The sequence below is a fragment of the Lacrimispora sp. 38-1 genome, assembly GCF_049890855.1.
Lineage (GTDB): Bacteria > Bacillota > Clostridia > Lachnospirales > Lachnospiraceae > Lacrimispora.
The window spans coordinates 32,836-48,736 of record NZ_JBANEW010000097.1 but is presented as its reverse complement, the minus strand read 5'-3'; the positions used below and the strand labels follow the sequence as shown (position 1 = coordinate 48,736).

The following is a 15,901-nucleotide window of genomic DNA, read 5'->3' as shown; positions in this document are numbered from 1 at the left end:
AAACAGGCGTTCTGTCAAGACAGCTTCAGGATTAGCAGACATGTTATTGTTTTAAACGTACTAGAACACAGATGTAAACAATAAAAATATTGAAGTTAACAGTTATAGTAAAATAACAATTTTATGTAAAAATATAACAAAAAATGTACTTATTTTACTAAATAAATCATACAAAGTAGTGAAAAAAACATTGTAAAAAATATTTAGTTAAAAATCAATAAGTAAACAAAAATAACTGGTTTGTAACCAGTCTCAGGTATACTGACAGAGAGGGAAATATTGCCATTTGGTGGCTTGCATATAGAAGACTGAATGAAAAAGAAAAAATATAAAAGGAGGGTGTGAAAATGAAGGGAGCAATGAAAAAAATCCATCGCTTAAAACGGATTATTGCCTGGTTGTTAACAATAGCCATTGTTTCGGGAAATGTATCACAGCTCACCGCTACTACGGTTTATGCGGCAGAGTATACAGAACGGAAAACGGCTACTCCATCCAATGCGTCCAAGGCATCTCCGTCAGAAGCAACGCCGTCACAGGCAAAGCAGGTAATAGATGTTAAAGTTACCCAGTCTGCCATAGAAAAAGTCCTTAAAAAGGATATTGACGAAAGACCTGAATTAAAAGAAGATTTAATCCCATTTAAAGGGGAACAAAAAGATCTGGTTATGGGAAAATTATATGAGGAACTGGAAGGCAAAACCTTGATTTTTCAAAGAAAAACAGGTAAGGCCATGTACCTTGTGGTAGTTTCTGATGCCCTTGACGGTGAACCTTTTCCCCAGACTGATGATTCAGACCGTATTAAACAGGAATCTATCCTTCAGAATGTTCAGATCATTGGTGTAAACGGATATAAGGACCGGGAATGTGAATTCCGTCTCAGGGTAGTAAGTGACAATTTTGTTATTACAGAAGCCCAGATGGATGAGTATGCGGTTGTTGGTGAAAATGCGGAGGAAACCGCTTTGCAGAATACCGGAAACAGCGCATCCGGGGGTGCTTCTGCAGCAAAAACGGCAGCAGGAACAAACGCGGAAACATCCGGGGAAACAGCAGCAGGAACAAACGCGGAAACATCCGGAGAAACAGCAGCAGGAACAAACGCAGAAACAGCAGAAGAAACACAGGCAGTGGAAACGGATTCAGCGGTTAAGGATGATAATAATACTGTAACTACCGAAACCGAAGCTGTTATTTCAACTGAGAAGGAATCAGATGCTGCAGAGACACAGGAAAATGAAGATGAATCTTCAGATACCGTATCAGATGAAACAGCAATTGATAATAAAGATGATGTGAAGCCGCAGGAAGATAGTAATAATTCCGTTGATTCCGCAACCGGCAACGACATTTCTATTAGTAAAAATGAAATAGAAAGTCAAATACTTTCTATTTCCAGGCACCAGGTTCCGGTACTTGCAGCGGCACTTGAAACAGTTGCTACCCCTTCGGAAGCAGTTTCGCAAACAGAGAGCTATGATAGTGCTGATATTGTTTCTATCGGAGATGGCCGTGTTTTATCTGGTGAAGAAAAGTCTGCCTTAATGGGAATAGACGGGGAAGAGGAAGAAAATAGCTTCAGTCTGACCTCATTATTTGTTCAGCCTTCTTTCTCCATGGTAGTTCCCAGTTATGGAATTACATTATTAAACATGGAAGTAAGCGACGAGGCAAAGCTTTCTCCATATGATACAGCTTTAAGCTATTATGGAGAAGATGCAACGGATAAAAAAGAAACGGTAGAAATAAATCTTGACCAGAGCATGACTGGAGAAATAAAGGCAGGGAAGCTTTTTACTTATACCATCACCTATACGATGCAGGCTGCACCGCTTTATGAATATGCAGCAGGCGGAAAGCTGTCCCTGTTCGATACATATGAAAATGCGGTCATTTATTTTACGGTTCCTGCCGGTATTACACTGGAGGAACAGAGCGGGAAGGTAGAACTCTATACTTCAGACAGCGATAAGAGTGTCTATGCAATCCAGGCAGGAGATGAGAATCATACCATCCGTCCCGGAAAGTCGGATAATATAATTATCAACGCATACATAGACGGAAACGGTAAAAGGGCGGTTGGAGAGAAATTTTCCCTTTCCGATAACAGCGTAGCGTTTCATGCTGATGTAAAGGTTGCAGATAAGACGGATAAGGAAAACATTACATATCCGGGAAATATTCCAACAGTTACTTATGCCAGACAGCCGTCACAGACTGAGCTGCAACTGATCTCTGATGATGAGTGGCATATTAAAAAGAGAGTTTATCCTACGGATCAGTCTTATACTATTATTAAGGATGATGACGGGAATCCTCAGTATGTTGATATCACCTATATGATAGAGGTGGGGATGTATGGAAATCTTGGTGAGATATCAAGACAGCCTGATGGAACTGTTTATCAGACTTACGGACGTACCGGATTTAAGGAAAATTCTTTCCATATAACAGATACACTTTCTATAACAACGCCGAAAGCTCCGGCAGAAATGAAACCTATATCGGTCACTGCAGTATGGGGAGACGGTAGCAGCATACCTGTTAGACAAAACGGAGATGGATCCATTGTAATAGATAATTATAAATCCCAGGGGCAAAATGGGGCTGATCATATTTATGTATCGGAACTGGCACCGACCTACAGCTCTTATCTGGTCACAGCCAGGTATCCATTTGAACCATTTATTTTGAAATACAATGACCCTCGTGTGAATGATTCTTCCGTATTTACCGTTTTAAACAAGGCACATCTGGAATATATTAAGCTGGGAACCACTCAGATTATGAAAGATGATTCTGAAGCAGCGGTAGCGGTTCATGAAGTAAATAAACCCGCAGTCATTCAGTTAACTAAAATGCTGGATGAAGGAATCGGTGTTTTAAAGCCTTATGATCTGACAATGGAAAAGGAATATCCCGGATTTGCTGAATTTGAGATTTACTCTGTGGATTCCACGGGGAATGAGACACCTTATGCCAATTATACGGTTCTGGATCCAAATGGCAATGCTTTAGAAAGAGGACCAATAGCGGTTAATCCATCCATTGAAGCTGGAGAGAGCATACCATATGCAACCGGCAGCAGAGGCTATATTCAGATTCAGGCTGATCCTGGGACCTATGTGATTAAAGAAGGAAGGAAACCAGCAGGAACAGAATACAGTTATGCAATGGTGGATTCCCAGACCTTTAGAGATAGTCAGGAGATTAAGTTCACCATTAAGGCAGGTGAGAATAAGGAAGTCAAAGTAGTTAATAACGTTGTAGGAAAGGGTGCCATCGAATTTTATAAGAAGGCGCGCACCTGGAATAGTGTTGACACGAAAGATGCAGATTTAAGTCCTTTAAGCGGTGCACAATTTACACTTTATGAGAAGATAAACGGTACATTAAATGAAGTAACAACGGTTCAGTCAGACGAGAACGGTCTGGTACGGTTTAAACCGGTTACACCTGGCGAATACATTGTCAGGGAAAAAAGTGCCAACGGATATATCATGGACACGGAGGAATACCCTGTGACAGTAAAGAGGGGGGAAACTTCTGTCTTAAAGGATGGCGGTAATTACCTTGTTAATACATTAAATGAAGCAAAGGTACAGGTAACAAAGCTGCTTCAAAAGGACAGTGGAGCTTATGAGGCAGTTCCCCAGCAGGTTAAAGGTAATTTTGACAACCATTTCTGGTTTGAATCCACTACAGATGGCAGCAGCTGGTCCAGAGTTTCCGTAAATTCCAGGGATACCTATTCACTGGATGGGAACAGCGGATTTGAAGCAGTTCTTCCAGTTTATGACAGCAGCAGTCATATAATTCGGTACAGAGTGGCGGAAGAACTTCCGGATGGATATTCGGATGGCAATCCTGCAGGAAGTGGGTTCACTACAGAAATTAAAAATGGTAAAACCTGTCTTTATAAAGAATTCACTCTCGTACCATTAAAAACAACTTCACTTGAAATTAAAAATAACAGACAGGGAAATTTAAAGCTCCAGAAAGAAACCTGGACGTTTGGAAATCAGTGGTCAACGGGTTGGATCAATACAGATAATTCCAATGCCGGATACCAGTTTAAGCTATATGCCGCTGATAAAAATCAGAATAATTACAGCGAAGTAACTCCTGGAAAAATCTATGTCACAGATCAAAGTGGAATAATTACTGCCGGAAATCTGGATATCACCAAAGATTATTACTGGAGTGAGGTGGGAAGTGCGGATCGTCTGGAGGCAGAAGAGGCAGGGAAAACTGTTGATAATGCAATTATTAATGAAATAAAGACACCTCTCATCGGACCTTATACAGTCAGCAGGGAGTCTGATACCAGTGTGAAGGCATATAACATACCGCAGAAAGTGCCTTACTGGCTTCATAAGTATGACATAACTGATAACAGCAAAAAAATCACTGCAACATTCCGTATTACAAGAATTTTGGATGGTGCGGAAGTATTTAAAGGAACCGTTTCTCTGGAGGGAACCTTTGTTTCTCTGGATCCTGGAACAGCATACCGGGTAGAAGAAGTACAGACACCGGCAAACTATGTTGGAACAGAGATCCGGGAGTTTACTACACCAGACGGACCGATTAACAGGGAACAGCTGAAAGAATGGTTCTGGTATCCCAAAGATGCCACTACCACCCATTTAAAATTTTATAATAAACCGTTCAAATCAGTTAATTTAAAGAAGGTTAAATATAATTCAAGTGGAAGCATGGACAGTAACGTTAAGATCACCTTTGAAGTTTATCAAAAAGATGGGGATCATTTTACAGCAGTTACACTTCCAGGCAATAAAAACACAATTGTTTCCAATACCGATACGGTCATGGCACCGGGAACATATTACTTCAGGGAAATTCTGGGTTCGGATATTATCAATCCGCTGTTCCTGATGAACAACAAGTCAGATGGACAGTATGATGGTTACATCATTCAGAACGGGGCGGTCTATTACGGACCGGCAGCGGTAACAGCAGCAGAGACAGCAGCAGATAAAAAAATGAATATCTATTTGAATGGAAGCAAGTCTCTGGAAAACTATCAGAATTACGGAAAAGTGATGGTTACCAAAAAGGATGCCTTAAGAAATACGTCAGTAAGCGGCGCTGTATTTGGAATTTATTTAAGATCTCAGTTCCGTGAGGATGATTGGGCAAACAGTATTAAAAATCCCATTCAGACTAAGACATCCGGGACCAACGGTCAGGCGGTTTTTGACAGCAGTAAGCTGCGCATCTTTGATGACAGTGGAAACCGGATACCCTATGTGATTGCTGAAATCTCAGCACCTTCGGGATATCTTCCATCTTTTGAAGTGCTGACAACCACACTGAAAGAGGGAAAAACTATTTCCACTGTAAACGGAGAGCCATCGGGAGCACCTCTTGTTATTAAAAATGAGCCAAAGCTGACCATTCGTACCCAGAAATACTGGCGCGATGGTTGGAATGATCAGTTCTATGAGGTGAACAGAGCGTTAGGAAATGTAAATCTGGCTCTTTATAAAGTGAATCGAAATCAGCCGGATATTGCTGATTTTGTACAGGTACAGGTGACAAATGAATTTGACGGAATTGCTACCTTTAACGATATTGACCGGAATGATATCTATTATGTAGCAGAAGTCCGGGTTCCGACAAGAAGTGAATCCAAACTGCCTTTTGAATTAAATATGGGGAATAAAGAACCTCTTCCTCCTGACAAAGTGCAGACGGGAAAGAGTCTGCCGGTGGCGGATTTGGAGAACCGTTATAATGCGGTTATGTTTAGCGGTAAGGATCTTCCGGCTAATGCAGATTCACTGGTCAGATATACGGATCCACTGTTCAATTATAAATCCTGGGTTCAGTTTAATATATGGAAAACCTGCGACGGGACAACAGTTGGAGGAGAAACCCATGATGAGCGCCACATGGTAAATGGTGCAGGATTTACGCTTTATAAGATGGTTGCTGATACAAAGAATTTATCCTCTGTTCAAATGAAGGATTTTGCAGATGAAAGCAGATTTGAGGAGAAAGGAAAGTATGAAAGTGGCACCCGCGTAAATCCACAGACGGGTGAGCGGGTGAGTGGTCAGTTTGATACCGCTATACTGGAGGATGGATATGTATACTGGCTGGTTGAGGATAAGGCGGCACCAGGATATATTCTGGAGGAAGGCGGGAAAATCGCTGCTGTATTTGTTCCCAATAATTCAGGGTACAGCGGATATGATGATATCCGGCATACTTATCATAGCGAACGAAATGATAAAATAGCGGTAATCACCAATCAGCATTCTAACGGAGGAACCGGACTTGAAAATTACCATTTTCAGGTTGCTTTAAACAAATGGCTGAAGGATGAGAGCACAGGAAAAGAACCTACTCTTCTTGGCGGTGTGAAATTCCAGATATGGCTGTTAAATCCGGATAATAATGAAAAACTCATGCCAATTGATGTGGTGGAAACAGGCCTGGAATCTGACGGTACCTATAAAACCGGCTATGCATTGTCAAAAACCATCAGACTGGATGAATTAAGCGATAAAATTACAGCAATGGGTAAGGATCCGAAGCATATCCTTCAATATAATGGAGATGGTGATCCGGTAACGCTGGTTCTGGGACTGGAAGAGATTTATGCGCCATCTAAGGTTACAATGGATGCAACGCTTCATCTTTTAACGGTTACAGTACCAATTAACAATGACTGGATTGATGATCAGTATTTCTGGGACAGCAGCAAAACGGATCCGGATTTCCGGTTAATTAACAAGGTTTCCAAAGAATATCCGGTAACTCTTAAAAAATATGGCTATATCCCGGATACTGGTACATTCCATAAAACAGACGATGAACTGGAAGGAATGAATATTCAGAAAACACCTCTCTCAGGGGTTGCGTTTGAAGTCTGGCAGTATCAGTGGAATGGGTCCGGATACGATTACAAGAAATATGGTACCTATACTACAGACAATACCGGTAAGATTCTTATACCAGGAGGACTTCCTTCCGGTCTTTACCGAATGAAGGAAACCTTAACTACAGAGCAGAAGAAACTATATATCACCATGTATACCGGTGACAGCGGGCTTTGGAGGTACTTTACCGTAGCAAGTTCGTCTCTGACAGTGCCTGTTTACAATCCGCAAAAGCCAATGCTTGAGATAGAAAAGACTGCATGGAACGGAGATAGGCCGGAGGGACTTTCCGGTATCACATTTACATTAAAAACTCCTTCAGGAGGTCAGGTTACTGCTGTTACACAGAAGCAGGGGGACGGAAGATATCTTGCTGTTTTAAACGGACTTGAAAGTGGCACTTATACTGTCATCAGTGAGACACTGGGAAGCAGTGCTGAAAAGACGGCAGCAGATAATTATTTTGAACAACTTTCAGTTTCGGTTGGTTACAGGCCGGTGGCAGACGGGAATAAAGTAACTCTGGTTCCTGTCACGGATGGGATTACCGGCCAGCTGGCTTCTCTGACCATTAAAAATCCAAGACTGGCACAGCTTACGTTACATAAAACAGACGGTGAGAATAATCAAAGCGGTGCTTCCATGAAAGGTGCTGCATTCCGTCTGGAATATATGAAGTTCCGCACTGGTACAGATTTTGACGGAGGCTTACTAAGAAATGTGGAAGATCCGGCTTACGAAAAACCGGTGGATGGCTTTGGAGCTTTGACCACAACGCTGGAAGATCAGGGGGATGGTTCCTATGTCCTTAATAACTGCCAGCCAGGCTGGTACCGCATTACGGAAATGAAAGCGCCGGATGGGTATACGGTTGATACCGCACCTTTGGTAGTTGCCGTGACCGGAGATATGACCGGATCTTATCATAATGCGGAAGTAACCTTTGAAAACCGTATGAAGGTTACCCTGACAATAATAAAGAAACTTAATTTTGGCGAAGGATTTATAAATGACCAGGATATAAAAACAAAGCTTCCATCTCAGGTGGTATTTGATGTATTCACCTATTCTGACGCGGAAAAGGCCTATAAGCCGGTATATGATGAGAATAATCAGCCTGTAACAGTCACGATTAATAACTTCGAGGCAGCAGATGGCTATTATTCGTCAGAGGGTAAGGTGCTGCTGGCACAGAATCCGGAAGGCGGAGCCTACTATGTGAAAGAGCGGGAAAATCCTGACTGGATGCTGACTGGTGAAACAGGAGTGACCAATGGAAGGCTGTGGTCTGACGGCTATATCCAGGCAGGAACGGATTCTGATTTCAAAACTAAGACTCCGGTTGCCATAGGAGTTGAAAATCAGTATGCAAAAGCAAGAATCCGCATTACCAAAGTGGATGCAGCAGATCCTTCAAAGAAACTGACAGGTGCGGCATTCAGCTTATATTCTGATCAGGCACTGACTTCCTATGTGGGAGATTTTAAGGAAATCGGAACAAGCGGAATCTATGAATTTTTACTTTCAACAAAGAAAAACAGTCCGGGTACCTATTATATTAAGGAGACAAATGCCCCGCTGGGATATCTAACCATTGGGACAGCAATTCCGGAACAGGGACTGAAAGCGGAAACTGGAAAAACTACGGAGATTACCGTAGAAAATCAGGGAGGAATTGATTTCCAGATTACCAAATACAGCGGAGACGGCAAGACAGAAGCGGTAAAAGCAGGAATAACCTTTGAGCTTTATAAAAAAGAAGCCGGAAATACCTGGAGCTATGTAACAGAGGGAACCACAGATTCCCAGGGTAAGCTTTCCTTCCGGGGGCTGAAACAGGAGTCGGGATATTCTTACGGCTTGTATGAAGTGCCTGTAAAGGATCATGGATTTGATACCTTCCGTCTGGAAGCTTTTGAAGGGGAGAGTGGAACCATACTCCCGGTAACCGCAGATTTAATTAAGAACGGCGAGACCAGACCAGGACTGGATTTATATGTGCTCTCTGGTAATAATACCAAAGCGCCTGGTGTATATCAGTTCACGGTGCATAATCAGGAAGCGCTGCCATTAAAACTGTTTAAAAATGATAGTAACAAACAGGATAATCCGTCCGGATCACTGAACGCGTTTGTAAAGATTACAAATAAAGAAACTGGGAAACAAACAGGTGATATTGTTTCAATACCTTATGGTGAGGCAGGAACTACAGTCATGCTGCTTCCTGGAACCTATGAGATTGAAGAAACCTCCATCACGCCGAATACAGATGGATATGTGATCAATCCGGATGACAGCAGAACTGTTTATAAGAAAGAAGTAACCATTGAAAAAGGAAATACTCCGCCGCCCTGCGAATTTACCAACGTGAAGCAGAAAACAGGGGTATCCCTTGAAAAGACGACTCAGACTGCTTCTTTAAAAGATTTATGGTGGAATGACGGTCAGATGGTTACCTATACCCTTACACCCGGAGCTGTTAATACCATTCCTCTTGATCAGTATGAAGTCACCGATCAGGGGCTGACCATGCTTGATTCAGGAAAAAATGTTCTTGATGAAAAAGAATACAGCGATGAAAAATATACCATTCTTTCTGTTAAACCAGGGAAAGCCGCGCAGACAAACCGGCTGAAAGAAGGAAAAACAGGAACGATCGTGGCAGATGTAACCTTCTATGGTTTTGATGGAAATCAGACCGGAGAGGTGCAGAGCGTAATTGTTTCCGGGGATGGTGAGATCGGTGAAATTAAGCCGGTTGGCAGCAGGAAGGTGAAGTCATTTAAGATCAGCTACCGGGATGATACGTTAAAGGGATCCACGAAAAACGCCTATACACTGGGGCAGGATTTTGTACCGGGAACTATCACGGTTTCGGCAAAGCTGAACCGTCAGGACGCAACTCTTGCTGACGGAAGCTATAAGAAGGATATAAAATTTATCCGTAATAATGCAAGTGTATCCATGAAATACCGGAAATGGGATGTAAACGGAACGTTAAACCCCGGTCAGGAAGCCAGTCAGGCAGAAGCGTTATGCGATATTTCAGTAATTCAAAGCCAGGCTCCAATTCTGTCGGTGAGCAAAAATGTAAATCCTGTTAAGGGAGTACAGCCAGGTGATATGCTTACCTATACGCTTACGGTAACCAATGCCACTACAAGCAGTGATACAGGAATTGCGCCTATTCAAAAACCGGTACTTGTTGATCTGGTTCCTTTGGGAGTAACTGTTTCAGGAGAAACTTCCGGAGAAGACCGGTTACTGACGGCAATCACAGTGGAGAAAGCCCCGGGCGGTGTGACCATTGATAAGACTGTACGAAAAGTGGATCCGGATACCGGACGGGAGACCCTGTTTATCCGTCTGAATGGAAATCTGGAAAAGGGCGAATCTGTTACAGTATCGGTGAAGGCAAAAATTGCAGGAAATATTATTAATTATGGTAAAAACATATTAAATACTCTGTTCGTAACCAGTGATGTACTGCAGCCGGCATTTTCTTTGAACCATACCGGCGCATCCTTTATGATTAATACCAGCTCAGGAACCAAGTGGCCCAGCAGTGATTTACCCGCCGGAGCATTGCTGCCAGATGAAAAATACCGCAGCTACGGTTATGCTTCTGATTCAGCGGAAAATACCATGAGCACCGGAACTGGTATCCAGCTTTATAAAGAGGTAAAAGGAAATTTAGATACCAGATATGTATCAGGAACTACGGCAGGAAAGGTAGCAAAATCGGCAGAGGATACGGAGCTTACACAGTACGACGGAACCGTATTATACCGGCTTATGGTAAACAATGCTTCGGCGCAGGATTATGTCAGCCAGCTGCAGCTTATGGATATTCTGCCGGTGAAAGGGGATTTCAGTACAGGTAATTTTGAAAGACTCAGTGACTTCCGATTGAAGTATGACAGCATTCAGTCCATTGCAATTGAAAACAGAAAAGATACAGGAAGTTCGGGAAGAAAGGTTCAGGGATTTGATTATGAGATTTCGTATTCCAATAAAGCATTTGAAAGTAAGGATAATGCAAATGCCGGAAAGATTGCGATGTTAAATGACAACTCCTCCGGATTCTGGTCAGGAAGTTCCAGTGATCCTACCGCCATCCGCATTAAGATCACAGATCCTGAATTTTATCTGGCACCAGGCGAGAACCTGGTTGTCACCTATAAGACGGTAGTGCCTTACAGTACGGCAAAAGAGCTGGAAGAGACCGCTTACGGTTATGCAGTCAATGATTTTGCCACAGCCTACAGCTATAAAGAAGCAAGCCTTGAGAGTGAAGAAAAGAAGTTCTCCCAGGTACAGACCAGCAATTCCGTCCAGGTACTTCTGGTTCCTGGAAAAGTAAAGGTTTCAGGCAGAATCTGGATTGATGATGATGACAACGGAATACAGAATGAAAGCATAAAAAATGATCATCTTCTTACGGATTTGTTCCCTCTGCTTCAGAGCGGTTACTTTAATGTCAGCCTGTTGAAGTACAGCAAAAACGGGGATGACCAGATTTCCATGGAACCGGGAACCGGGGATGCCAGATTTTTATTTGACAACCTGACACCTGCGAAACCATACGGACTCACCGGCTCAGATTTCACGGAGAGCACGGAGGATGAGTGGTATAGCGGCAAGTCTCTGCTGTTAACCAGTTTAAAGGGAGATGATCCGGCTCATTATCAGATTGAAGTGAGTGAGGGGACTATGCCAAAAGGTTTCGAGGATCTGGTATTGAAGCTTGCCAAACCTGACATGCTGCCAGACGGGGAAAATAAAAAAGCAGGCAGATCCAGACTTCCGAAGACCTTGCTGGAAGGCGGAGTAAACTACAATGAAAGCCGTGACAGCAACTTTAATGAAACGAAAAACGGATATTCCTCAGAGGATTTCTTCTTATGGTCAACATCAGGGGAATATGATACAACCAAGGATATAGGCTTTGTTCCGTATAGAAACGTAACGGTAAAGAAGACGAACAAAGCACAAAATCCAGTGGCAGGAGCTCATTTTACGGTATATGGTCCTTTTACAAACCAGGAAATGGATTCCTTCAATAATACACAGATCACTGATCCCAGTGTGCTTAAAAGTCCGGCAGCAGCTGGCGAAACAGTCCTTACAGACGGTGAGGCAGTATGGAATGCAGGCGAGCTTCTTTATTACATGAACTATATTATTGTTGAAGACAGTGCTCCTGCAGGTTACCAGATTGCCAATGCTGTATCCGGCGATATGGTATCCATGGATTCCTATAAGGTCCAGGGTCAAAAGGCATGGATTCTTAAGAGCAAGGAGTTTAAGACTGAGGCTGATCCCATTATGAGCACGGTTACTGTAGAGGATTCTTATATAACCGGGTCACTGGAATTTACAAAGATTGACGGGCTCACCAGGGAGAAGCTTACCGGTGCCGTGTTCCAGATTGAAAAGCAGAGTGATGTGGTCAAAGATGCATGGAATGCATTGATTGCGTCGATGAAAAAAGATGCTGTCTCCATTGGAATAGCAGATGTAAAGGAGACGGAGCAGGGCGTCAGCTTTAAGGTTACTGATGGATTGGTGAACATTACCGGAATACCGCTTGGGCGCTATACTCTTTCAGAGCTTCAGGTTCCCGACGGATATGATATCTCAAAGAAGCTTGGAGAAACCGGATTTGAAATCCGTTCACAAGGACAGAAAGCTGAATTAAGCAAAATAGAAGGAAATGTTATTGAGAATACCAGAACAGAATACAGTTTAAGCATCAGAAAGGCGGATAATGCCGGAAATGATGCAGTAAAGGGTATCTCATTTTCCATCTCAGGACCAGGAACGTATGAAAGCAGTACCTGGAACCCATTTATCAAAAATAAGTTTAAAATAAACGATCCGGATCATTCCGGCTATGAAGTAAAACAGACCAGTGATGAGGGAGTTGTTACCTGGAATCTGCCTTACGGCGATTATGAGATTACAGAGCTTCCTGCGCCTGGTTATCAGACCATAGAACCGTTCTATGTCAGAATCGGTCAGGACGGAGCTGTCTCGTTACTGAATGGAAAAGACAGACCGGAAATCGTCCTGGACAGTCAGCAACAGAATAAAATCAATGTTGTAGTGACCAATAAGGTACTGACTGCACCGATTGCCATTGAAAAGATGGATGGGGAAAGTAAGAACCTGATTACGGGAGCATGGTTTGAACTGAGCGGCACGTCTCTGGTAGAAGGAGCATTTGAAGAGTATTTGAAACATGTGACAGGGCTTGGTGTTTCTTCCGTAACAACCAGAACAGATGGAGGTGTTCTTTCTATAAACTTCCGGGTTGATGGGACAGAAGATTCCAGACAGGGAATATTAACACAGATACCTTACGGAACCTATACACTGAAAGAAACCCAGGCACCCAGCGGATATCTCTTTGGCGGGAGCCATGGCTTTACAAAAGAATTTAAGCTGGAAAAACCGGAAGGTATCAGCCTGACTGGAGAAAGTGCGGTTGCCAATACACCCCACAAGCTGATAATTGAAAAACGGGATAAGTCAACAAATGCCCTGCTTTCCAATGCTGAATTTGTCTTAATGACTTCAGAAGGGAAGTATGTAACACTTGACGGAAACAACTCGTTTACCGGACTGACAGACAAAAAAGAGGAGGGATCTGCATTTACAACCGGCAGTGACGGAACTGTAACGGTAAAACGTCTGCCTGCAGGAAGTTATATTTTAAAAGAAATCAAAGCACCGGAAAACTACAGTGTGTCTGCAGATACGGAGGTTTCCGTACTGGAAACAGGTAATACAGACAGGATTTCAGTATATGATGTGAGAGACCGGGCTAAAATACGGATCAACAAGGCTGCATCCCATAACCATGAAATGCATCTTTCCGGAGCTGTATTTGAGATTTACTCCGATGATGGATTAACAGCACTTGCCGGTACCATGACAACAGGAAATGATGGAATGGGAGAGTCCCAGATGCTGCCTCTTGGAACCTATTATGTAAAAGAGAAGACAGCTCCGGCTGGATATGTAGCAGGCAGCAGGGTCTATGAAGTCACCTTAAAGGCAGACAGTGAAGCCAGTATAGTAACAGCAGATGGCAGTGCGCTTGTCTTCAATGATTATGGGACCGGAAATCTGACCTTTGACAAAGTGGATGGCGTGACAGAAAAACTTCTTCCATCGGCTGAATTCTCTTTAACAGAGAAAACAACCCAGGTAGAAGGTGCATTTGAAGACTTCACAGAAAAGCTTCTTAAGATGAGCGAAGAAGAACTGGGTGCCATGGGAATCCGTGATGTACAAAAAAATGGAACCAGCATTCGGTTTACAGCGTTTAATGGCCACGTTGATATTGAAAGGATACCTTATGGTACCTATACGCTGAAAGAGGAGAAAGCTCCGGAAGGTTATTTAAGCTTAAACGGTAAGGCAGAATTTGACTTTACTCTTTCAGAAGACCAGAAAAATGCCCGGCTGACGGATGATAACCAGGTGGTGAATGACCGTGCACAATTTGTTATAAAGATTAAGAAAACGGATAACCTGCAAAGAAGCATAAGTGGAATCAGCTTCCATATTCTTGGGCCTGGAAAATATGAAGATAACGGAATTTTATCGGTATTCGGGGCCAGCCGGTTCCACACGCAGCAGGATGCCGGAAGCGGAACATTTGTTACAGGTGACGACGGCAGCTTAAGCCTTGGCTTAAAACACGGAGATTACCAGATCAGGGAGGATGCGTCTGACCGTTATGATACCATTGAACCGTTCTACATCAGAGTGGACGAAAAAGGAAAGGTCAGCATCTTAAAGGATAACAGCAAAGCCGTTTCTGTAGACAATGGATCTGAGGTAATATTAACAGTAACAAATCAGATCAGCACAGGAAGCCTGAGCCTGGAAAAGGTAGACAGCGAAGATACGAATAAGAGACTGGAAGGAGCAGAATTTACACTGACCAATTTATCTACCATGGTACCGGGAGCTTGGGACAGCTACCGTAAGCTGGCAGCTTCTGATGGAGCAGCCTGGACGCCGGAAAATGTGACTGGTAATTCCATTGTATTTACCCTTTCGGGGAAGGCAGTGATCACAAATCTGCCTTATGGAACGTACCGGATCACAGAGACGAAAGCGCCAAAAGGGTATTTACTTGGTACACAGCCGTGGAGCAGTGAATTTACTTTAAGCCAGTCTGAAAAGAGCGAGCTTTATATAAAACCCTCTTTATTTGAAAAGACAAAGGGTGCGATTGAGAATCAGCCATCAAAGGTGATTGTGGTTAAGACAAATGCTGTGTTTGCCGATATTAAGCTGGGTGGGGCAGAGTTTATAATCAAAACCTCACAGGGCAGCTATGTGAAGCTTAACAATGGTTCGTTCGAAGGATATACAGCGAATGAAAAAGAGGCTTCCAGATTTGAAACAGACAGCAGCGGACAGTATCTGATCAAGCGTCTGCCCGCAGACACGTATACGATTATTGAAACCAGAGCGCCGTCCAGATACATGATTAATTCCAGTATCCCGCCTCTGACTCTTGATGGGATCAACAGCTTTACAATTACCATTCAGGATGAGAGAATACGCGGCGAAGGAAGCGATGATGATGATGATCCAACACCCCGTACGCCTCAAAGCACGGTGACGATTATACCGGATCCGGTGCCTCTGGCAAACATGCCAGGTGAAAGCCAGATTGATATGGTTACGGTTGATGACGGAAACGTACCTCTGGCAAAATTACCTAAGACAGGGGAGCGAAAATCCAATGCCGGAAAGGTCATGGTGGCACTGTCAGGATTCATGCTGGCACTCTATGCGGCTCTTAATAAAAAAAAGAAACCAGATAAGTAAATAAAAGAAAGTGGTTTATTGACTTTACTAAATTAACTTGCTATAATTTTAAAAAGTTATGGCGGGTAGACAAGGCCGGAACTTTAAGGAGTTCCGGCCTTGCTTTGACATTGGGAATAACTTTATTTTAT

1 protein-coding gene is annotated in these 15,901 nt (G+C 43.0%); it reads left to right on the top strand.

Going from position 1 to position 15,901, the window contains the following annotated elements; translation table 11 throughout:
* The first annotated feature begins 347 nt into the window (after nucleotides 1–347).
* Nucleotides 348–15,770, top strand: a complete 15,423-nt coding sequence (locus V7D18_RS25315; RefSeq protein WP_426158590.1) for a doubled motif LPXTG anchor domain-containing protein — start codon at nucleotides 348–350, stop codon at nucleotides 15,768–15,770.
* Nucleotides 15,771–15,901: the final 131 nt, after the last annotated feature.